The organism is Mucilaginibacter sp. NFR10 (assembly GCF_900100445.1).
In the GTDB taxonomy this organism is placed as follows: domain Bacteria; phylum Bacteroidota; class Bacteroidia; order Sphingobacteriales; family Sphingobacteriaceae; genus Mucilaginibacter; species Mucilaginibacter rubeus.
This window is the reverse complement of the sequence record NZ_FMTV01000001.1, coordinates 632,087-655,048: the sequence shown is the minus strand read 5'-3', so window position 1 is coordinate 655,048 and position 22,962 is coordinate 632,087. Positions and strand designations below refer to the sequence as shown.

The 22,962-nt window shown below is 42.8% G+C and carries 14 protein-coding genes; 3 read left to right on the top strand and 11 right to left on the bottom strand.

Features of this window, described 5'->3' with window-relative positions:
• Positions 1-5: 5 nt before the first annotated feature.
• From BLP33_RS02825 to BLP33_RS02805, 5 genes are all read right to left on the bottom strand, one after another.
• Positions 6-1,841, bottom strand: a complete 1,836-nt coding sequence (locus BLP33_RS02825; RefSeq protein WP_090524665.1) for a 3-keto-alpha-glucoside-1,2-lyase-like domain-containing protein — start codon at positions 1,839-1,841, stop codon at positions 6-8.
• A 139-nt stretch (positions 1,842-1,980) separates the two neighbouring features.
• Positions 1,981-5,550 carry a VCBS repeat-containing protein gene (locus BLP33_RS02820; RefSeq protein ID WP_090524664.1) on the bottom strand — a complete coding sequence of 1,190 codons (3,570 nt, stop codon included), beginning with the start codon at positions 5,548-5,550 and terminating at the stop codon, positions 1,981-1,983.
• 69 nt (positions 5,551-5,619) lie between these two features.
• Positions 5,620-7,158, bottom strand: coding sequence for a RagB/SusD family nutrient uptake outer membrane protein (locus BLP33_RS02815; protein ID WP_175489908.1), 1,539 nt, complete (start codon positions 7,156-7,158; stop codon positions 5,620-5,622).
• A gap of 106 nt (positions 7,159-7,264) precedes the next feature.
• Positions 7,265-10,456 carry a SusC/RagA family TonB-linked outer membrane protein gene (locus BLP33_RS02810; protein ID WP_090524659.1) on the bottom strand — a complete coding sequence of 1,064 codons (3,192 nt, stop codon included), beginning with the start codon at positions 10,454-10,456 and terminating at the stop codon, positions 7,265-7,267.
• Positions 10,457-10,873: 417 nt separating this feature from the next.
• The gene (locus BLP33_RS02805; RefSeq protein ID WP_090524657.1) at positions 10,874-12,160 is read right to left on the bottom strand and encodes an esterase-like activity of phytase family protein; all 1,287 of its coding nucleotides are present in this window, start codon (positions 12,158-12,160) and stop codon (positions 10,874-10,876) included.
• A 206-nt stretch (positions 12,161-12,366) separates the two neighbouring features.
• Here BLP33_RS02805 and BLP33_RS02800 point away from each other — a divergent pair, with 206 nt between their 5' ends.
• Both BLP33_RS02800 and BLP33_RS02795 read left to right on the top strand, forming a co-directional pair.
• Positions 12,367-13,929: a M20/M25/M40 family metallo-hydrolase gene (locus BLP33_RS02800; protein WP_254780048.1), complete on the top strand. Its 1,563-nt coding sequence runs from the start codon at positions 12,367-12,369 to the stop codon at positions 13,927-13,929.
• A gap of 7 nt (positions 13,930-13,936) precedes the next feature.
• Positions 13,937-15,034 carry an alginate lyase family protein gene (locus BLP33_RS02795; RefSeq protein WP_090524654.1) on the top strand — a complete coding sequence of 366 codons (1,098 nt, stop codon included), beginning with the start codon at positions 13,937-13,939 and terminating at the stop codon, positions 15,032-15,034.
• Between the two features lie 47 nt (positions 15,035-15,081).
• On the opposite strand, the gene BLP33_RS02790 is transcribed toward BLP33_RS02795, so the two are convergent.
• The 3 genes from BLP33_RS02790 to msrA all read right to left on the bottom strand — a co-directional run bounded on the left by BLP33_RS02790 (position 15,082) and on the right by msrA (position 17,386).
• On the bottom strand, positions 15,082-16,113 hold the full coding sequence (locus BLP33_RS02790) for a class I fructose-bisphosphate aldolase (RefSeq protein WP_090524652.1): 1,032 nt from the start codon (positions 16,111-16,113) through the stop codon (positions 15,082-15,084).
• Between the two features lie 146 nt (positions 16,114-16,259).
• Positions 16,260-16,778: a peptide-methionine (R)-S-oxide reductase MsrB gene (gene msrB / locus BLP33_RS02785; RefSeq protein WP_090524650.1), complete on the bottom strand. Its 519-nt coding sequence runs from the start codon at positions 16,776-16,778 to the stop codon at positions 16,260-16,262.
• Positions 16,778-17,386: a peptide-methionine (S)-S-oxide reductase MsrA gene (gene msrA / locus BLP33_RS02780; protein WP_090526174.1), complete on the bottom strand. Its 609-nt coding sequence runs from the start codon at positions 17,384-17,386 to the stop codon at positions 16,778-16,780. The genes msrB and msrA overlap by 1 nt, the downstream gene beginning before the upstream one ends.
• A gap of 207 nt (positions 17,387-17,593) precedes the next feature.
• Here msrA and BLP33_RS02775 point away from each other — a divergent pair, with 207 nt between their 5' ends.
• Positions 17,594-18,100, top strand: coding sequence for a hypothetical protein (locus tag BLP33_RS02775; RefSeq protein WP_090524648.1), 507 nt, complete (start codon positions 17,594-17,596; stop codon positions 18,098-18,100).
• A 133-nt stretch (positions 18,101-18,233) separates the two neighbouring features.
• Here the strand turns inward: BLP33_RS02775 and ligD are convergent, their stop codons facing one another.
• From ligD to BLP33_RS02760, 3 genes are all read right to left on the bottom strand, one after another.
• Positions 18,234-20,960 carry a DNA ligase D gene (gene ligD, locus BLP33_RS02770; RefSeq protein ID WP_090524646.1) on the bottom strand — a complete coding sequence of 909 codons (2,727 nt, stop codon included), beginning with the start codon at positions 20,958-20,960 and terminating at the stop codon, positions 18,234-18,236.
• A gap of 7 nt (positions 20,961-20,967) precedes the next feature.
• A complete protein-coding gene (locus tag BLP33_RS02765; RefSeq protein WP_175489907.1) occupies positions 20,968-21,144 on the bottom strand; it encodes a DUF3606 domain-containing protein in 177 nt (58 codons plus the stop codon).
• A 497-nt stretch (positions 21,145-21,641) separates the two neighbouring features.
• Positions 21,642-22,937 (bottom strand): sugar MFS transporter, encoded by a 1,296-nt coding sequence (locus BLP33_RS02760; protein WP_090524642.1) that lies wholly within the window; start codon positions 22,935-22,937, stop codon positions 21,642-21,644.
• Positions 22,938-22,962 lie beyond the last annotated feature (25 nt).

The following is a 22,962-nucleotide window of genomic DNA, read 5'->3' as shown; positions in this document are numbered from 1 at the left end:
GCAGCTTAAAAAATGATAGAATAGGTTAATTTCTTTTGAATGGGGATGATGAGTTCCTGCTTTCCTCCCGCATCCCGAACAATAGGTTTGGCGCCTGCTGCATCATCAATACGGATATAGTAAGATTTATCGTCAATGACATATAATCCATTGCCAAGCGTTTCGATATTGCCCGATGCCAGATGATAAAACAGGCCGTCTACTGCATTGGCAAGTGTTACTTCCCGGTGAATGCCTTGCCCTTTATCCATCACACTGCTGGCATCATTTACCGAAGTGCCATAAATATTGTACTTAAATGTCGGAACATCGTCGGCATTCAAAACATAGCCTTTTGGCCTGTACCCTGTACCGGCAGTATCCAAAGCCCAGGCGGCATTTGCATCGCTCAACTTTTCGATAGCGGGGACAGGTTTGCCAAGATATTGTACAGAACCAGCCGGGCGCGATGAGCCATCGCCCCTGTCATGCCACATGGGTGTGGCATCTAAGAAACCACCACGCCAAATCTCAACAATCATTCCTTTATCCAAATCGTAAGTGTAATGCAACAGTTCAGGGCTGCCTACATTTACACCATGGGTAACCCTGATACCTCCCGGTAAATCAGAAAAGCTCCGTAATACAGTATTTGAAGTTGCATTAATCAAAATAGGATCAACAGGATCATTGTTGCTTACATTGGCATCGCTCAATAAATACTCGCGGATGCCCGGGCCTGACACCGTAAGCCCTAAAGCCAGCCTGGCCCATTCGACAGTTTTTGAGTAGAGTAATTCAAACGGATGATCGCCGGGCTGTAACTGGGTCTTGCCCTCTCCCCTGTTTTCGGCTAACATAACCGCATCAGCGCCGTCAATACGCAACTTGCCTTTACCACCCGGTACATTTAGTTTAAAAACGTATTCGCCGGCCTCTTTAATTTGAATACTGCCAGTATAACGGATTAGGAAATCATTAGTAAGCTTACCCTGGTTTGATGATAATACAGGCGAAGTTCCTTCTGATTCGGGTTTTAGTTTCTTATAACTATCTCCCTCAATAATCCCATCTTTATAAACCCCGTATTTCAGGTTTAAAAGTGCAGGGTGAGGCTTGTCAAAACTGGTTATCCTGATATTCCTGAAAGCTACCGGACCATGATCACCCTGTAAACGCAGCGGACCGGTGGCGGCCTCCTTAGTATCAAAAGCTCCGCGGGTTGGTCCGGCAAGCTCCACATTATCCTGGATCAAAACACCATTGAGCCAGATGTAAAGGACCTTGGCATTGCTAATCTTTTGGCCATTGCCATCAAAGCGCGGCGCTTGAAACGAAATTTTCATGTGCTGCCACAAACCCGGCGCACGGCTGGCATTTTGCCTTGGCGCATGGCCATCGTAACCTTGCTGACCTTCGGGCTTGCTGTCGTCCCAGCGCTCATAAATGCCCCCATTATCCCCCGATTTCGGGTTTACCGTTCCCCAGCTATCCAATAGCTGGATTTCATACCTACCCTGCAAATAGATGCCGGAATTTGAACCCCTGGCCATCATATAATCAAGCTCCAGATCGGCATCGCCATAAGTGGTTTTGGTAAACAGGTCTTTCGCGTCCTTTTTGCCGGGCAGGTTTACCAAAATCCCGCTACCGTCTTTAAGGGTTAAAACTTCATTCTGCGCAATATCAGCCTGTACGCCGGCCGCTACTTTCCAGTTAGGTGATGGATTATCAAAAAAAGAAAGATCATTAAGTGATACCGTGTTTTGCGCCCTGAGTTGCTGGCAACCCAACAGGCAAACACATGCTATCCAAAACTTTTTTCTGCCGAAGAGTTTAGGAGATTGATTAAAGCAATGCATTGATTTTTAATTATAATATGGTTTATTGGCTAAGGCGCATAGTCGACCTTACATTAGCACCGCAAGATAATTAATTTACGCAATCGATTACGAATATTTTAATCAATTTCCGGTATAATTTCAGCCGATGGTAAAACACCTAATTTACAAGCCTTTGATTACCCTTGTCATCAAAAATGGTAACGCTTAATATTTTGTCATTAAGCTGTATAAACCTTGCTGATTGCGACAAAAAAGATGAGCCAAAATAAAATTCCTGCCTTGAGGTATTACCGTTCTTATATTTAATCAGTGCATAAACATCATTGGCCTTAACCGGGATAGTTTTTGTTTTATTTTTTGATCTGAAAACTTTTAAAACATCTTTGTGCTGACTGGCGGCCAATATTACCTGCCCATTTTTATCGCGGAACTTAACCAGGGCCTTACCATCTCCCGGAATATAAATACCGCTTTGCACAATGCTTAATGACTTAAAGTTGCCTTTGCCGTCACCTTTCAGCATTAAACCGTTAAGAGCGTCATAACGCCCTATAGTAGCATCACTGCCATAATCGTTGCCATTGATAACTACATCGAGGTTTCCATCTCCGTCAAAATCTCCGGTTTCCATACCGTTTAATACCGATACCTGGGCTTCAACCGGCAGCGGGATAGCTGTAAATTTACCATTACCATCATTCCTTAAAAAACATGATTGTAAGGTATTAGCTTTCAGCCTCAACGCCCCGCTCCTCTGTTCGGGTGAAAGCACCTCATCCATAGTTGCCAAGGCGTACGAGCGATAATTGGTAAACTTTTTTCTCATGCTGATCATTTGCTTCAGCATATCATCGCGACCGTACATTGGGTACTCTTTTTTGTCCCCGTTTTGATCGGGCAGGAAAATAGACGGAATCGCGCTGTAGATGCCGCTCTTATCAAATTCTTTAGCTGTAATGTAAACTGGATATTGGTCACTGGCTTTGATCAGGCTATTCTCGCCCAAATTCCCGACAATATAATCCGTACGGCCGGTATGCCTGAAATCTCCGGCTACCAATGAGTTCCACCAACCCAGCTTATTGCCCAGGCCGGATTGAACTGTGGTATTAACAAACTTACCATGTTCATTTTTAAGGAATGTTACCGGCATCCACTCGCCGGCCATGACCAGGTCGGGCCAGCCGTCGTTATCATAATCGGTAAACAGGGCATCACAAATCATGCCTATGTTTTTCAAAGCCGGGGCTACCTGTGCTGTAACATCTGTAAATTTTGCATGACCATTTTCACTATCGTTCCGCAAAATAAAACTCGAAACCGGGTTGGGGTATTTCCATGGTTTAACTCTTCCTGATACAAACAGGTCGGGCTTGCCATCTTTATTATAATCACAAGCCCGTACGCAAAGTTTGCTGGTGAGGTTTGAAGGCAAAGCATCCGTTGTAAGCGTAAAATTGCCTTTGCCATCATTAATATAAAGCCTGTCCTGGTATTCAGGGCCATTTGCTGCAAATTCGTAACCTCCACTGGCTGCATATAAATCGAGTTTGCCATCACCATTGGCATCAAAAAGCAACAAACCCTCGTCTTGAAAGTTATGGACAGGATTAATATTGCCTGTTAACAGGTTACGGCGGTTAAATTTGCCGTCGGGCATCTGGAAAAAAACCTGGGCCTGATCGTAAGCGGTGCCGCCAATGATCAAATCATCAAAACCATTGCCGTCGATATCGCCCACGGCTAAAGCCGGATTATACTCAGAAAGTTTGTGCGGCAGTAGTTTCTGGATATTAAAATCAAGAAAACCGCTTCCCTTGTTGGTATAATGGATCCCTATGGAATCGGTTATTTCTTTAAATAAAGCGTTCGCGGCTATTTGCGGCTGAACCAGGGAATAAGGCTCCTTAGCGTTTTTTATATCAACCTTTATTAACTGATCTGCTTTTAGCTTTGTCAGCTTTTCTCTTTTGCCATTCGGCCATTTGATCAAAACCGAATCTATTGTGGTAACTTTACCCAGACCGAAATGCGCTATACTTTGTACCGATGAAATATATCCCCGGTAGGGATCATTTTCATATACCTGTGTCTTATCCTTATCGTAAAATATCTCGGCCGTAGCACCTAAACCATTAATATTTTGCTTATCACCTTTAAAGGTAATTTGCAGGTAATGGGTTTTATCAAGCTTATTTTTATCATCACGCGATGTATTGCGGTAAACCAGTGCTTCATCGTTGATATTGTTAACCACCATATCCATAGCCCCGTCATTATCCAGGTCCACGTACACTGCACCGTTTGAAAAAGTAGGCAGGCTTAAGCCCCAATCCTTACTCACATCGGTAAAGGTGAGATTGCCATTATTCGCAAAAGCGTAGTTATGCAGTTTAATTTCGGGGATCTGATCCAAAACTTTTTGTTTGGAAGTAACTGCATAGGCCTGCTCACGGTAAGTCATAAAGTCATGGTCAGACACATCCTTAGGGAAGCCGTTGGTTATGATCATGTCCCGGTAGCCGTCATTATTAAAATCGGTGATCAGCGGTGTCCAGCTCCAGTCGGTTTGAGCAATGCCACTTAAAAAGCCCATTTCGCTAAAAGCGGGGGCGCCAATAGCTCCATTTTGCCCTAAACGCGGCCCCTGGTTTAATTGCAGGGTATTGCGTACATATTGGTACTGGGTACCATAAATATCAAAGTTTTGATAAGTTTGGTAACTATTGGGGCCGAGGATCATCTTTTTGCGATAGTTGTCCTCCGGATTCATGTCCAGTTCAACAACATCAGGCAAGCCATCATTATTGATATCGATAACATCCTGCCCCATAGCGTTGTAGGATGTATGTTTAAAATATTCTTTAGTGCGATTGGTAAAGGTACCATCACGGTTGTTGATGTAAAGGATGTTGTTTGATATAAAATCATCCGATACGTAAATGTCTTTCCACCCGTCGTTGTTAAAATCGATCGTTGTGGCTGCATGGCCGTAACCATCCAGGTTAATACCTGCCTGTGCGGATACATCATGAAACACGCCATGATGTAATTTTTCATTCCAATCGTTACGGTACAACCTGCCCCGGCTATGATTTGCCGTATAATTTGAATTACCGAATAAATTAGGGTTGTAACTTGCTGTGGCGCTGTTTACTGTAAGGTACATATCCAGGTCACCATCGTTGTCATAGTCAAAAAAGCTGGCCATGGTTGATTGCGCGCCAGCTTCCAGACCATATTCTGAAGCCTCATCTTTAAAATGAGGAATACCATCGTTGCCTTTCCCCTGGTTAACGTATAGTATATTCCGCCTTTTTAGCGAGTCTTTGGTTATGGTGTTGCAAACGTAAATGTCCGGTAAACCATCATTGTTGATATCAACTACTGCAACACCTCTTCCCCATCGGCCCGCGCCATTTACACCCGCGGCATCGGTAATATCATCAAACTTAAAATCACCTTTATTAAGATATAGCTTACTTGCCACTATATTACCCGTAAAGTATAAATCGGGCAGGCCATCGCCATTAAAATCGCCAACCCCTACGCCTCCTCCATTGTAAATATTCACCAAGTCTAACGGGTTAATCGAATCGTTTTCGATGATCTCATTTTTAAAATGAATGCCCGAATGAGATGATGAAACCTGCTGAAAAAGTGAAGCTTTTTTACAGGAGAATAAGGCAGATGAACATAGTATAACGATGGATAAAATTTTCTTCATCGACAAAACTTACAATAGTAAAAGGGTTTCTCCCGATTGGAAGAAACCCTTTTAGCAAGATAAACAATATTAATACCCCGGGTTTTGAGTTAAATTGGGATTAAGGCCTATTTCAAACTGAGGGATTGGATATAACTCACGACCTGCAGGTATGGTTACGCCGTACACATTCTTAACAAATTCGGTAGCTACACCGGCTCTCCTCAAATCGTAAAAAGTTGAATATTCACCAGATAATTCATGCCTGTATTCACTGTAAATCATTTGTAAAGGATCAGTTATGACTTTGCCATCGCTAATGAAAGTTAACGGTGCTGAGCCGCCAAAAGCACGGTCACGAACCAGTTTCAGGGTAGCCAACGCACCAGCGGCATCGCCCGTGCGGGCCTGGCATTCAGCCTTGCTTAACAAAACTTCGCCATAACGTAACAGTATCTGGTTTTGAGCACCAAATATGGTTTGATCGCCTGAGTTACCTACCAATGTAGGGTCTCTCCAGAATTTTTCGTTGTAATAACCGGTTCTCAACTGCGTGTTATCAGAACCAACCCAAGGATGTGTTTTTGTACCGCATGTGTTGATGATCTTTCCATCATCACCTGTATACTTTGCCTTTACAGCTGGATCAGTACTTGCAAAACCGGCAATCACTAAAGGATATGATTTTATGCCTCCCCTTGCTTTGATACCCGGGCTTGGGTTTTCATCGCCAGGGCCTATCACGGTGGCACTTCTCCGCAAATCTCCAGTCTGGAAAGAACCAGCCAAAGCCGAGTTAGCATAATCATAACCAAAGTTGGTTACCTCTTCGGGCATACCAAAAGTGCTGATCCATGCCACCTCATTACTCGCGCCCCAACTTTGGGTGCCGGCAACATCAAATTGAACCTCAAAAAGTGATTCGGCATTATTTTGCTTGTCGTATTCATTTACATCAATGAAGTTAGGAAGCAGGGTATATTTTCCTGTTAACTGGTTGTATGACACTAATGCATCGGCATATTTTTTAAGCCACATTTGTGCAGCACCCAAATAACCCAGGGCAGCCCCTTTAGTAGCGCGGCCAGTTTCTGAAGTTGGTAAATCTTCTTTCCATGGTAATAAACCGGTAGCTGCTGTAAGGTCAGATACTACTTGCGTAAATACCTGGTCCTGTGTACTACGTGCCGTTAAACCAAGGTTGGTACCATCTTTCAACTCCAAAGGAACACCACCAAAACTTGCTGCCAGGTAATAGTACGTCATTCCTCGTAAAAAGTAAACTTCGCCGGTCAGCCTATCGGCAAGGGCCGCTGTTAAAATGCCCTTGGCTTTCATTTTCGCAATGATAGGCAAAGCAGAGTTTGCACGGGCAATCCCAACATAAGCGCGTGTCCAGAAAACTTCGATAGCACCAAAGGTTGAAGGAATTGCATATGTATTGTAAAAACGATCCGCACCCCAGTTAAAAAAGTCATGTGACTGAAAGTTGGCATAATACCAGATAGATTTCTTTAATAAGTCCGCATTTTGATACGTATCATAAATTGCATTAACAAGCGCTATACCGTCTTCAGGCTTATCAAATAAAACCTGTGCTGTAGGATTCTGAGAATCTGTTTGATTCAAGAATCCCTTTTTACAGCTTAACGGGAGTAACACAGCCAGTCCTACTGACAATATGTATATATATTTTTTATTTATTTTCATGTTTTACTGTTATGTTAAATGTTAGTTAAAAAGTGACATTTAAACCTAAAGTGTAAAATTTAGAGGAAGGATAAGTTCCCAGATCTATACCTGAAGCCGTTGGATTGGTGGTCGATACATTATTGTTATTCGGATCCGTCCCGGTAGCTTGTCCAATTTCAGGATCAAGCCCGGTGTATTTGGTTATTGTGAACAGATTTTGAGCTGCTATATAGAAGCGGATCTTGGTAACAGAGAACTTTTTAGTTAAAGCGGATGGCAATGTGTATCCTAAAGTAACATTGCGCAAGCGCAGGTAACTGCCATTTTCCACATAAACGCTTGATGCAACGTTATTGGCACTGATATCATCATTATAAGTAACCCTTGCATATCGGTTTGATGGGTTAGTTGGCGTCCAGCGGTTTTGATAATATTGCACACTAACATTTTCAACACCTACAAATCCCGGCGCCTGGAAACTTTCCAGATTACGTTCCTGGTAATTGAAGATCTTATTGCCATAGCTTCCGTAAAAGAATGCGTTAAAATCAAATGCCTTATAAGAAAGATCAATGTTCATACCTCCATAAAACTTGGGGATTGGGCTTCCCAAACTAACGCGGTCATCAGCAGTGATCTGGCCATCGCCGTTTACATCTTTAAACTTACGGTCACCCGGTTTTGTTGGTTGTGATGCTGTACCTTGATAATGCCCTGTAGGCGACTTTGAATCTAATGCGGTTATTTCCGCCTGAGTTTGAAATATCCCTAAAGCCTGGTAACCATAAAACTCGCCTACCGGCTGTCCTATATTGGTTTGGCTGAAGGTTGACCAACCCATTGCATTTAATGGCAGGTTAACAAGATTTGTAATAAACTTAGTATCCTTATTGATGCTTAACAGTTTGTTGCTAACTGTTGTGATATTAACACCTACGCCGTAATTGAAATCCCTTACTGAATTTCGGTAGTTAACAGCAAATTCAAATCCTTTATTACTTATGCTACCCACGTTTTGAGCAGCACTTGTAAAACCTGTTTGTGCCGGAGTCAGGATGTTTAATAAGAAATCTTTCGAATCCTTTTTATAATAATCAACAGTTAGCGTAAGCTTGTTGTTTAAAAACGCGGCATCCATACCAATATCTGTTTGTTTGGATGTTTCCCATTTCAAATTAGTATTGTCAAGGTTTAATAATGCTAAGCCATTTTGATAAGTTTTATCAAACGGATATCCCACGTTAGTGCCCGAAGCGGCAGGTCCACCTGATGTGTAACGCGCTAAATACCTGAATAACGGAATACCTGCCTGGTTACCTACTTTACCATATCCACCTCTGAACTTCAAATCTGATAACCAGTTAACATCTTTTAAAAATGACTCTTCTTTGGCTTTCCATGCTATTGAACCTGATGGGAACACACCATATTGATTGCCCTGGTAAAACCTCGAAGATCCGTCCCGGCGCACAGTGGCAGTTAACAGATATCTATCTGCAAACTTATAACTTAACCTGCCAAACTGCGATGCAAGCGTATAGGTTTGTTTTCCGCCGTAGGCAACAAGATTTTTAACCTGCGATAAGTCCCTGATAGCGTTACTTGGCAAATCATTACCGCTGCCACCAATGTTGGTAACAGTATTACTTTGTTGAGATACACCACCAACAAAATCAATACTGTGCTGACCAAAAGTTTTGGTGTATGAAATGGTATTTTCCCATAGCCACTCATAAGTGGTACTTGCATTTTGCGAATAAAAGCTGATGCTGCTTTGGTTGCCTACACCATATTGCTGAATTGCACGGGTATCAGACGGCGTAAAGTAATGGCTGGAAAAATCCGTAGTATTGATACCAAAGCTTGTTTTAACTTTTAAACCCTCAATCAAAGTAGCTTCTAACGAACTATGGCCCAGAAAATAGTTTGTCGCGTTTTTTGAATCCTGTGTTTCAATGGTATAAACAGGATTGTTCCAGCTTTTAGTGTAGATATTTACCGGGTTATAGTAACCGTAATTGCCATTGGCATCTTTAATTTGATCGGTAAGTTTGTTACCCGTTATAGTAGGGATCAGTTCACTCAGTTGTGACAAAGAACCTGTTCCGAATGGATTGTTACTATTTTGCCTCGAAAACACAGCACTTGTTGACGACTTTAACCATTTATTAACACTATAGTCGATGTTGGTACCCAAGTTAATACGTTTGAAGAATGAACCTAATACGATACCTTTTTGGTTATAATACCCGGCCGAAAATGCCGACTGTACTTTGTCATTACCTCCGCGAATAGCCAAATTATAATTTTGTTTTAAGCCCTGACGGTAAACTGCATCTTGCCAGTCTACACTGCGTAAAGCTGATGGATTGCTCCATTCCGGCAATTCTGTAAATCCTTCATTAGCATGAACTTCATTAGCCAGCGTTGCCCATTGTTGTGCATTTAATACCTTATAGGTTTTAGGTTTTGATTGCAGCGAAGCATAACCATCAAGAGATACCTGTGCACCGCCATCTTTTTTCCCTTTTTTGGTAGTAACAATCACAACACCGTTTGATGCCCGAACCCCATAAATGGCTGTAGCCGAAGCATCTTTAAGAATGTCAATTGATGCAATATCGTTTGGATTGATATTATTGAGACCGCCTGTAATTGGATAACCATCAACCACATATAAGGGGTCATTATTTGCCAAACTGCCTATCCCCCTGATCAATACACTAACGCCGCCACCAGGTGCACCATCATTATTGGTAACCTGCACGCCTGATGAACGGCCTTGCAAAGCCTGATCAAGTGCGGTAACAGGCACTTTAGCAATTTGCTCGGCTGTAACCGAGCTAACCGAACCTGTTAAATCTTTACGCTTAGTAGTACCATAACCCACAACAACTACCTCGGTCAGTGTTTTATTATCGGGCACTAATGATACGTTAATAACCGATCGGCCGTTTATGGCAACTTCCTGGTTTAAGAAGCCAACAAAGCTAAAAACAAGTGTTTCATTATTACCGGCGGTTATTGAGTAGGTACCATCGGCCTTTGAACCCGCAGCCTGCGTGCTCCCTTTTATCTTAACGGTAACACCCGGCAAAGGTAGTCCGTTGTCCGAACCGGTGATCTTACCGGTAATCAATTTACTTTGGGCTTGCCCCGACAGGCTTATCAACACGAATGATAAGCTTGTACAGATTAAGGCCACAACTTTTTTGATACGTAGTTTTCCTCTCATACGTTTTACTTTAATTTGTTAAAATTGGTTTAAAGCACATGATCACTTCTTAACAGTTGTCGCCAAAGAGATTATATGCTAAGTAAAAGTAGCCAGAGGTAACAATCGATTATAATACGATATGAGTGGTTTTTTGTATTATTTTAACACAACCTAAAAATATAAATTTAAAATTTCAAATAACTAACTATCAATTAGTTAAAACTTCAAAACAAAACCAAAAGCCAATATATTATCGCCATCGTGATAAAATAATACATGTCAATGTTAAAATTAAATCACCGAATAAATGTTATTTTAACAATAAAATTGATTTTAATTTTAAAACATTACCCTAACGTTGTGCAGGTTGTATAAACAAAAATGCCTACCAGTTAACACCGGAAGGCATTGATCATTTTTAACTTTTTAAATCCCCTATTTTAGCTTCACAAAATAGATCCTGTTCCTGTCAACCGAATTTGTAGCAGGCAGAATTTTAGCTGCAAAGCCATTTTTACCGTTATCAACAACACCAAAATCGTCGTCATTTGATATAGCGAGGATATTACCGGGCAACAAAGCCAAACCTTCGGCTTTATCATGAGGGTATACCTTTGGCAAATCTTTAAGTAAATCGAGCACCAGTGTTTTGGTAACCGGGGTAATACCGGCTGCCTGTAAACCGGCGGCATCATTAAGCTCTTCGACAGTTTTGGTGTTATATAATTTGCCGTTAGCACCGTTCGCGGGGTCGGAGATATCGGTAGCATTGCTGATATCTATTTTAAATACTTTTTTAAACGTAGCTGGATCGGTAGGCGCACCTCCGAACTTACCATCGCGTTCAATAGTTAAAAATGTAGTGGCATTAACAGCGGTTATATCGCTAACGCCTGTTAATGAAGTATTATCCATAAGGTAAGCATACTGTTTTGTATTGCCCGTTGCAATATCAAAGGTAAGGATGCGCAATACAGTTGAGTTAGCAACCTTTGCTTTAGATGGGTTATACATTGGCGATTGCATCATGCCAACCAGTGTTTTGCCATCGGGTGTGATAGCCAACCCTTCCATACCGCGGTTAGCCCTGCGGGTAGCAAATACAGCCGGGATTTTACGGCCACCGGTTCCTGATCCGTAAGGGTTAATGCGTTCGATGGTTTTGCCGCTGGCATCAAAGTGAACAATATGCGGACCGTATTCATCGCTTACCCAAAAAGTACCGTCGGCTGCCAAAACCAAACCTTCCGAATCAATACCATCGGCACTTGGTGATAACTGATTTCCGCTCAGATCAAACGGAATTTCGCCCGAAGCTCCCATTCCGGCGGGGTTTGGTAAACCATTTAATTTCCCGCCGTTGGCATTTTTTAACTCTATGGTTTGTTCCAATACCAGTTTATCATCCTTTAACCTGAACTTACCTATCTGCGGATCAAAGTCTGGTTTACCGATGATGATGGAATTGGCTGTCTGCCCGGCAACGTTTGAACCACGGTCGGTAAGCAGGTAAAACACATCTTTCTGGTTAGGATCTGCTGCCACTGCCGATCCAAAGCCGCCATTATAAACCTTTACACCGTCGGCAGTGGTGAAAAGGATAGCCGGATTTTGCGCCTCGGCCATATCAGGATAGCTGAATGGGTTTATCTTATTATCATCGTGGCAGGAAGAAAGGATCGCCGCGGATAACGCGATGACGCTAAGGAATTGTTTTTTCATTTGATAAGTGATCGATTAGTTTTACAAAGGAATCGGCCATATGTAAACCTATTGTTAATTCTATAACAATAATTTAACCTACAGGTACAAATTCTATTAAATCTTAACATGTCAACAACTCAACATTTTGCAATATTTATGTTACTTACCAATATCGTTTAAGATAAAACGTATTACCTCATCCGCTTTTTCATATTTTTAACCTTATGAAACATATTTACCATTATACCTGCAACAACCTTTGGAACAAGGCAAGGCCTTTTGTTTTGGGCATGCTGCTTTGCAGCGGCATAGCTTCGGCACAATCAACTAACCCGGTTATTAACAGCATCATGACCGAAGAAACCACCAACTCTCAACTGGAAAAGCTGGCGCATGAGCTGTTTGATGGTATCGGCCCCCGTTTGGTTGGTACGCCGCAAATGAAACAGGCAAACGACTGGGCAGTTGCTAAATACAAAAGCTGGGACATCCAGGCTAAAAACGAAAAATGGGGCGAATGGCGCGGCTGGGAACGCGGGATCTCGCATATTGATATGGTATCGCCAAGGGCAAAATCATTAGAAGGCACGCAACTGGCCTGGAGCCCGGGCATGGGCAAAAAGACCACTACTGCCGAAGTAATTATTCTGCCGGATGTGGCTGATTCGGTGGCCTTTCAACAATGGCTCCCCAACGTAAAGGGTAAATTTGTAATGATCTCCATGCTGCAGCCAACCGGCAGGCCCGATTATAACTGGCAGGAGTTTGCCCTGAAGGAATCATTTGACAAAATGAAAGCCGAACGCACCGCCCAAACCGATGCCTGGAAAAAACGCATCAGCAAAACCGGGTTTACCAATAAAACTTTGCCTGTAGCATTGGAAAATGCGGGCGCAGCAGGTATCCTGACCAATAACTGGTCGGCCGGGTTTGGGGTTGATAAGATCTTTGCTGCTTATACCAAAATTGTGCCTACGGTTGATATTGCATTAGAAGATTATGGTATGCTTTACCGCCTGAGCGAATCAGGCAACAAGCCGGTGATCAGTATTCATTGCGAATCAAAAGAATTAGGCGTAGTGCCAACCTTTAATACCATTGCCGAAATCAAAGGAAGCGAAAAACCTAATGAGTATGTAATGCTGAGCGCGCACTTTGATTCGTGGGATGGCGGCACGGGTGCTACTGATAATGGTACAGGTACCTTAACCATGATGGAAGCGATGCGCCTGCTGAAAAAATTCTATCCTCACCCAAAACGTACCATATTAGTAGGCCATTGGGGCAGCGAAGAGGAAGGCCTGAACGGCTCACGTGCTTTTGTTGAGGACCATCCCGAAATTGTTAGTAATCTGCAAGCCCTGTTTAATCAGGATAATGGTACCGGCCGCGTAGTAAACCTTACCGGGCAGGGTTTTGTGGAAGCTAAGGATTATTTAAGCAGATGGCTTGCCGCTGTGCCTGATACGATCAAAAACCGGATCAAAACCGTATTTCCTGGTCAGCCGGGCGGTGGCGGGTCTGATTTTGCATCGTTTGTAGCTGTTGGTGCGCCGGGCTTTTCTTTGGGTTCGCTTAACTGGTCGTACGGATCATATACCTGGCACACCAACCGCGATACTTATGATAAAGTTGTTTTCGACGATCTGAAAAACAATGCCATTTTAGCCGCCATCATGGCTTATATGGCCAGCGAAGACCCGCAAAAAACCGTTAATACCAAAACCGAAGGCATTAAATGGCCGGCGCAGGTTAAAGCAACGCGCCGCGGCGGATTGGATAAGTAGGCTGAAGATGAGATATAATAAAACGGCCTTATTTACATTCCTGTTGCTGCTCTTAAGCTTTAGTTTGCAGGCACAGGAAAACAATAAAACCAAATTTGTGCATCCTGGTATTTTAAATACCAGGGGCAGTTTGGACCTCATCAGCACACAACTAAAGGCCGGTGATACAATGCGCACCGCGGCCTACCAAAAGGTGCTGGATTTTATTAAAGATCATGAGTACCCGGCGTCGTTCCCATCCACCATCGTTGTAGGTTCAAATGGGGCTACATCACCGTCAAAAACGCAGATCAGAAAAGATTGCGAGCTGGTGTACGCCTTTGCATTGGCCTGGGCTGCTACCGGTAACGCTGATTATGCAAAAAAGGCGATAGGCTTACTTAACGGTTGGGCATATGCTTTCAAGGAGTATGGCTTGCTGGAAGGAAAAACCAATCCAAACCAACCCGATTTGGAAGCTTCATGGACTACCCCGTGTTTTGTTGCCGCCGCCGAGATTATCAGGTATTATAAAGTTAAGGGTAAATCAGCGGGATGGACGGCCGCTGACATTGAGCAGTTTAATAAATATCTTATCAATGTAAAGGATAATTACATCAGCAAGATCCCCGACTATAAAAACAACTGGGATGCATCGGCAGGATATGCAAAAATGGCTATCGGTGTATTTTTAGATCAGGATTCGGTTTATCGTGCTGGGTATGATTTGCTGGTAAAAGAATTGCCCAACATCATTCAGCCAGACGGTACGCTGCCTGAACTATGCGTTCGTAAAGATTGCGTTCATTACCAATATTCGCTAACGGCCTATGTGTATGCTGCTGCCATCGCCAAAATAAGGGGAGATAGCAGTTTATGGGAGATCGGCAATAAAAACATCAGTCTTGGATATGATTTTATGCGGAAAGCCTATGAGCAGAAAACCGGCTGCGATTACTGCAACTTAAACAGCCGAATTTTTCCGGGAGTTGAGGTTGCCTATGGCCACTACGATACCGGTAACTTAAAATATTTAAGAGGGTTACAAGCACCGCTTGGTGTCCCTATCGACAATACTTTTTTAGGTTTTACTACCTATACCCATTACAAAGTTAAGGGGCTATAAAAACAAGCCAACAAAAACGCCGCCCGAAAAAAGGCGGCGTTTTTGTTTTATGCTACCGGATGCTTCTCCAGCTCCGGCGTATATTTGCCATCACGGGCAATGGTGTTGATATGCGCACGTTCATATAATAATCTCTGGGCCTCTTCAATATTTTCGTCCTTACCACCCCATTTTTCAAGGGCCGGTTGTTGCACAGCACGTGAATATGAGAATGTTAAAGCCCAGGGCAATTTACCTTTAAAGCGCACATGCATAGCATTTAACCGTTCGGAAGCCAACTCGGGCGATTGCCCGCCCGAAAGGAACGCGATACCGGGCACAGCGGCAGGCACACAGCGTAAAAAACAATTGATGGTAGCATCGGCCACCACATCAGCACTATCCTGTTGGGTTGCTTTAATGCCGGGCACAATCATATTGGGTTTCAATATCATACCCTCAAAATTTACCCTTTGCTGGTACAACTGGTTAAATACAGCATGCAAAACCTCATTAGTTACTTCAGCACAAGTTTGAAGCGAGTGATCTCCATCCATCAAAACCTCGGGCTCCACAATAGGAACAATCCCGGCTTCCTGGCATATAGCAGCGTAACGGGCCAATAAAAACGCGTTTGCTTTGATACTGCCACTTGTCGGGGTATTTTCACCTATGGTTATAACCGCCCGCCATTTGGCAAAACGCGCACCTGCTTCATAATATCCGGCCAAACGTTCCTGCAAGCCATCGAGGCCCTCAGTGATTTTTTCGCCGGGAAAGCCATCCATATCCCTCGCGCTTTCATCTACCTTAATGCCAGGGATAATGCCCTTCTCCTTCAATATATCTATAAACAGCTTACCATCCACAGTACTTTGTTTTATGGTTTCATCAAACAAAATAGCACCGCTAATGGCTTCCTCAAGCCTCGGCGTAGTCACAATCAGCTCGCGATACTTTCGTCGGTACTCTTCCGTTTGCGGGATATTAAGTGCTTTAAAACGTTTGTTACAGGTAGCGGTGCTTTCGTCCATTGCCAAAAGGCCTTTATTACCGGCCATCAGCTGCTTTGCGATATTTTTCAGGCTTTGCAGTTCCATAAGTCATTTGCTTGATTGTTGCTGAATAACACAAGTTAATTCATACTTGTTTCAAGCGGCAAAGAGAATATCGCAGGTTTACTTGTGGATGACTTTAGCAGGTAATTTGATGTAACGAACCGGTCGTTAATAATTGTCACGCCAGCTTACAGTCCAAATCCCTCAGGTACAAAATCAAGAGAAACGGAGTTCATACAAAACCTTTTATGTGTTGGCGGCGGACCATCATCAAATATATGCCCCAGGTGCGAATCACAGCGGGCGCAGATCACCTCCGTACGCTGCATGCCGTACGAGTTATCCTCTTTATAAATTACACTGTTTTTGCGCACAGGTTCATAAAAACTCGGCCAGCCACAGTCGCTTGCAAATTTGGCATCTGAGCGAAAAAGTTTATTGCCGCATACCGCGCAGTAATAAGTGCCTTTAGTATCCTTGTTCCAGTATTTACCGGTAAACGCGCGTTCGGTTTCCTGTTCTCTCGCGGTGGCGTACAAAGCAGGCGGCAGGATTTTTTTCCACTCGGCGTTCGATACATTTAAATGCCGGGTATCGGTATTGGAGTAATAAGGATTATTTTCGTGCCCCTTTATTGTCTTTGCCTGCTGCGCAAACACTCCCGTTGTAAAAAACAACAGCGCTGCTATTATAAATACCGCTTTCATTATTGCTTCAGTTTATCTTTAAATACTTTTTTAAACTTTTCCAGTTCGGGTTGGATCACATATTTACAGTAAGGCTGACTGCCGTTCTGGTTAAAATAGTTTTGGTGATAGTCTTCGGCCTTGTAAAAAGCTTTGTATGGAACTACCTGCGTTACTATCGGATCTTTATAAGCTTTTTCGGCATTCAGCTTCGTAATGTAATATTGGGCCTTTTGCTTTTGCCGGGCATTATGATAAAATATAGCCGACCGGTATTGTGTGCCTACATCATTACCCTGCCTGTTTAATTGCGTTGGGTCATGCGCCACAAAAAATGCAGCCAGCAATTCGTCGTAGGTAATTTTTGCCGGGTCGTAGATAATATTGCAAGCTTCTGCATGACCGGTTGTACCGGTACAAACCAACTCGTAAGATGGGTTGGCCACATGCCCGCCGGAAAATCCGGAGATCACTTTTTCAACCCCTTTTAATTGCTGAAATTTAGCTTCGGTGCACCAGAAGCACCCTGTAGCAAAAGTGGCGGTATCTAACACTTTTTTAGGGGCAGATGCCGACACGGAGAAACAAGCCGTTAACAGTACAGCTATGAAACAAGTTATTTTTTTCATGTATAACATATGGGTTTTATACGATGCGTATCTATAGCAACTAACGTAAAAAACATGGGTAGCGTTGAGCAAAATTACCATATTAATGCTTTGTGATAGTTGTTTGACAAAACATGCTGTTTTACTTCGAAAGAATAATGGAAATTTAAAACATTTTGAGATTTTGCTAATTGTATCAATATCAATTAACCAATTAAAATTTCCGTCATGAAACATGCATTCATTTTTGGGACTACCATATTTTTGTGCGAGCAAAATACGCTTACTTATAGCGATGGGCTTAGTAATATTGAGTTTTTGAGGATCCTTTCATTTTATAATGAGCAAAAGGGCAAAGTGCTTACCATCGAGGCCAATATCAACGCTCCTAACGGCGAAACGATCAGGATAAGTGCTAATGCTAATGAAAACGGCGCTGATATACGCCTTGATGTAACTAAAGGCCGTGTTAAGATATTTCAACCCGGACACGCGGAGCCTGTGCTGGACGTTTACCAGTTCGATCCGCATGAATACAGCGGTTTATCAAGCCATGTGCTGAATGAGATACACGCGCAGCATCCTGATCACGTATTAACCATTAAAGGAAATTTCTTTGTTGGCGGAGCGCATTTCCTGATAGAAAACGAAAAGATGTTCATAGATAATAATGGCTATGCCAACGGTGTAGTGAATGCGCATAATGGGATAATACTATCGGCTGCTGTGGCTTAGCAACTAAAATATGTGAGGATAGCACAATATGATTACGATGAACTAAGCAATCCCCGATCTGCAAAGCCGTTCTGCATAGTTTGGGATTGCTTAGTTCCTTGCAATGGCTCTTTTTGCCATAGATTAACATACCTTACTCAAACACACTCTTCGCCTTTTTAATAGTTTTTTCCAGGTCGATGCCTTTTGCCAGTACACCTTTAAAAAGGTCGCCGGTTTCTTTAAGGCGGTCGATGGAATTAAAAATGGTAAAATCTTTCATGGTGAGCCCAGGTTTCACTTCGTCCCAATGCAGGGGCATAGAAACAGTAGCGCCCGGTTTAGGTCGCAAGGAATACGGCCCCGCTATGGTAGCTCCCGGACGGTTCTGCAAAAAATCAAGGTACATTTTACCATTTCGCTTGGCTACCATACGTTCCAAACTTGTATAATCGGGAATTTGCTTATGAACAATGCCCACCACGAGCCGCGCAAGCATCTGTGACTGATCATAATCATACTTCGCGCCCAACGGGATATAAATATGCATCCCTGTTGATCCCGATGTTTTACAGTATGAAGGTACATCTATAGCGTCAAGCACTTTTTTTACCTCCAAAGCAGCCGCGATCACCTGGTCGAACGTGTTTTTATCCGGATCGAGGTCGATCACGCAGTAATCAGGATTGTCCGGCGATTGTACCCGGCTAAACCAGGGATTCATTTCAATACATCCCAGTGATGCCATCCATAGTAAATAAGATTCATCAGAACCTACTAAATATTCTTTATGTTCCCCTTCGCTGGTGGTGTAAGGGAAAGTTTTAGTAATCCAATCGGGTGCTTTGCCTTTCACATCCTTTTGGTAAAAACTTGGCCCATGAATACCATTAGGAAACCTGTTGAGCGACATAGGCCTGTCTTTTAAATAAGGTAAAATATATTCAGCGACCTGGTAATAGTAGTTGAACATATCCCGCTTGGTTACACCATCTTCGGGCCAGTAAACTTTGCTCAGGTGTGTAAATTTGAGCTCATGCCCGCAAATTTTGCGTACCTGGGTTTCATCTTTAGGATTAAGCAGGGTTTTCCGATCAGTATTTTTCACGGGTTTAATGGCGTTAGCGTGTGTATCGTTATCAGCCCCTTCGGCTTCCTCAACCGTTTCGGCCGTATGCTTCGGAGTTTCCAGTACAACATCTTTTGCTTTTTTATCGCTACGCATCCCTTTAAAAGAGGCTTGCCTGAACACCCCATCGCTGGTTACTTCGGCAAATGCCACCTCGCAAACCAACTGGGGTTTAAGCCAGGTGGGTTTGGCCCCTAAGCGCTGCGGCCTGAACCTTGATGGCTTATCCACATCAGGCTCCACCTCAAACGGACTTTTATCGGTAATAAGCGGCTTAAACTGTTCCATCATTTCTTTCTGCAGTTTATCGGAAAAGCCTGTACCTACTTTACCGGCATACTGCAGTTTACCTTTATCATCATATAAAGCAAGCACCAACGCGCTGAACGATTTGGAAGTGCCCGCGTTTTTAGTAAAGCCGGCAATGATCACTTCCTGCCTGCGCTGCACTTTTATTTTAAGCCACTCTTTTGAGCGAAGATCAGAAGTATAAACACTGCTGGCCTTTTTAGCGATAATACCTTCCAGTCCAATCCGTTCGGCGGCGTTAAAAAATTCAATCCCGCCTGTATCAAAAACTTTGCTTTGACGGATGCGGTCATCATTGGTGGGAAGAACCGCACTTAAGATAGCCTGGCGTTGTTTAAGGGGCAATCCCATCAGGTTTTTACCCTCGTACCAAAGGATATCGAAAACGTAATAAACCAAATTGCCATCGGCCTCGCTCCGCCAGTTTTGCAGCGCTCCAAAATCGGAAACACCTTTATCATTCAATACCAGGATTTCTCCGTCAATTACTGCATTGATCTGCCAGTCTTTCAGTAATTTATTAATTGGATAATATTTATCAAAAGGAAGATTATTACGGGAGATCAGCTCCGCTCCTTTTTTGTCGATCACGGCAATGGCCCTGTAGCCATCCCATTTAACCTCGTAAAGCCAATCGGGGTCATCAAAAGGCTCGTCTACAAGGGTGGCCTTCATTGGCTTTATGTTAGCTGGCGCTTTTGATTCAGGGGCTTTTTTCAGAAGTTGCTCAACATCAAAATCCTCCGTATCATTAGTGTCTACTTTCTTTTCCAGTTGTTCAACGGGTTCGCTCGGGACTTTTTTTTTACCTGTTTTTTCAGGCTTTTCTACATCCTCTTCATGCCCGTGCTGCCAAACCTTTTCGCTGGTTTTTTCCATACTTTCAATGGTTTTGCCGGAAAGAATGGATTTATCTTTTTTGGTAATATCTTTAACCGACGCAAATTGGTCATTGTGCTTAATGAGCAGCCAACCGTTTTCGCCCATACCATGGGTTTTAACAAGGGCGTATTCACCCTCCAGCTTTTCGCCATGGAGCTTGATCTTTACCGACCCTGCCTCGAGTTGTTTAAGCAGGTGTTTTTCCTGGGCTTTTTTGCCTTTGATCTCTTCAATGGGTTCATAAGTACCCTCATCCCAAACTATAACGGTACCGCCGCCATATTCACCTTTGGGGATGAGGCCTTCAAAATTCCGATAGTCAAAAGGATGATCCTCAACCATCATAGCAAGGCGCTTAACTTTAGGATCGGTTGAGGGGCCTTTGGGTATAGCCCAACTTTTCAGCACGCCGTCCATTTCAAGCCTGAAATCATAGTGTAAACGCGAAGCATCATGCTTTTGGATCACAAACATCAGGTGGTCTTTGTCTTTGCTCCTCCCCGCTTTAGGTTCATGGGTTTTGCTAAAATCGCGTTTTTCCGCATATTTTTCCAGGCTCATAGTGATACTATTTGTTGTTCAAAAATTTGGCTACCGCGGCGGCTGAATTTCCAACGGCACGTACCGCTGTTTTTAACCTTTCCGGGCGAACACCAAATTTGTTTGCCCAGTATTCAACCTCATAATTTTCGCTGGTATTGATGAGACTGTTGTCATGCAATCCCGCTTTGTTCCTGTTGTTCATGATTAGTTTTATGATTGATATATTAACAGATCGGCCAATTAAAGGTTTGATTATTAATTAATAAATTATTGTAATAAAATTTATTAATCAGCACATGCTTACTCCCACCCATCACTTTGTTCGGTGTAGTTTGGCATCATCATATAAACCAGTATGGCAAGGCAGGCAAGCAATACTAAGCGGGTTGCCCAGAATATAAATGTTTCCATAGTTATTTTTTAGATGTTTTAATTTTGTTTGTTGTAAAAAACTGATACATACCGCGTGCCATTTACTAACTATTTAAACATCAGTAAATTATACCGAACCACTAATTAAAATTGACCATATTTCGAGTATCGACGATTGTTTAACGATTATTAGTGGCAAAACAACCACCCCCTTTTATTGATGCCATAAACAGTTTTTAAATCACATTCAGGACAGTTTCAAACAACAAAGCCTGAGAAGTTTCGCTTCCCAGGCTTTTAGATAAAACGCTTAAAAGAATGTTACGATCAGGCGTTTATGTTTTGCCTGCCGGCCTTATGCCCTATTGTAGAATAAAAAAGGATAAACAGGTAAATAGGAATGAGTAAAGTATAAGCAGACTGTGCCGAAAATTTTTCAGAAAAATAACCGTAGAGCGGGGGTAAAACAGCGCCGCCCGCAATACCCATAACCAATAATGAAGATGCTATTTTAGTAAAGCGGCCTAAACCCGCCAATGCCAGCGGCCATATAGCAGGCCACATTAATGAATTGGCCAAACCAAGCAATGCAATACAAAATACCGATGCATAGCCATGGGTTAACAATGTTGCAATGGTTAAAATGATACCCAAAATTGCCGAAGCTACCAACGCTTTTTGTTGTGTGATCAGTTTTGGGATACAGAAAACACCAACCAGGTAACCAACGATCATGGAGATCAAAGTACATGATGTAAAAAATTTAGCTGTTGATAATGGGATATGTTGAGAAGTGCCGTAAAGTGAAATCGAATCGCCGGCAATAACTTCGGCACCTACATAAACAAACAGGGTTGCTACGCCAAGCATCAAATGCGGAAACTGTACAATACTTGTTTTATTGGTATTTGCGGCAGCTACGGTTTCGTCTTCATGCTCGGTGTTGATTTCGGGTAATGATGAAAAATAAATAAGGATGGCCAGCAAAATCAAAACTACCACCATGATACTGTAAGGCATAATCACCCTTGATGCCAGCTCATTTAACTCCAGTGCTTTTTCTGCTGCACTTAAAGTTTTAAGCTTTTCGGTTATCGAATCAATATTGGCGAGTACTACAGTACCCAAAATAACAGGTGCTAAAGCGCCGGCGATCTTGTTACAGATCCCCATGATACTGATCCGCCGGGCAGCAGTTTCGACAGGCCCCAAAATAGTGATATAGGGGTTTGAAGCGGTTTGCAGCACGGTTAGCCCAGTGCCCTGAACAAACAAGCCTATTAAAAAAATCCCGTAAGTACGGGTCATTGCAGCGGGGATAAATATCAATGCGCCTATGGCCATTACAAACAAGCCTATGGCCATCCCGTTTTTAAATCCAAACTTTTTGATGGTTTTTCCGGCGGGAATACCCATAACAACGTAAGCAATATAAAAAGCCGTAGTTACAAAATATGCTTCCTTGGTACTCAGCTCGCACGCTATTTTTAAGTAGGGAATGAGTGTTCCGTTCATCCAGGTAACAAAACCAAAAATGAAAAATAAAGCGCCGATAATTACAATTGGGTTTATCGCTGATCTTTTTACCGGCGATTCGATTACTGAACTTGTTGCCTGGGCCATAGTATGTTATTTTATTTAGAGGTAT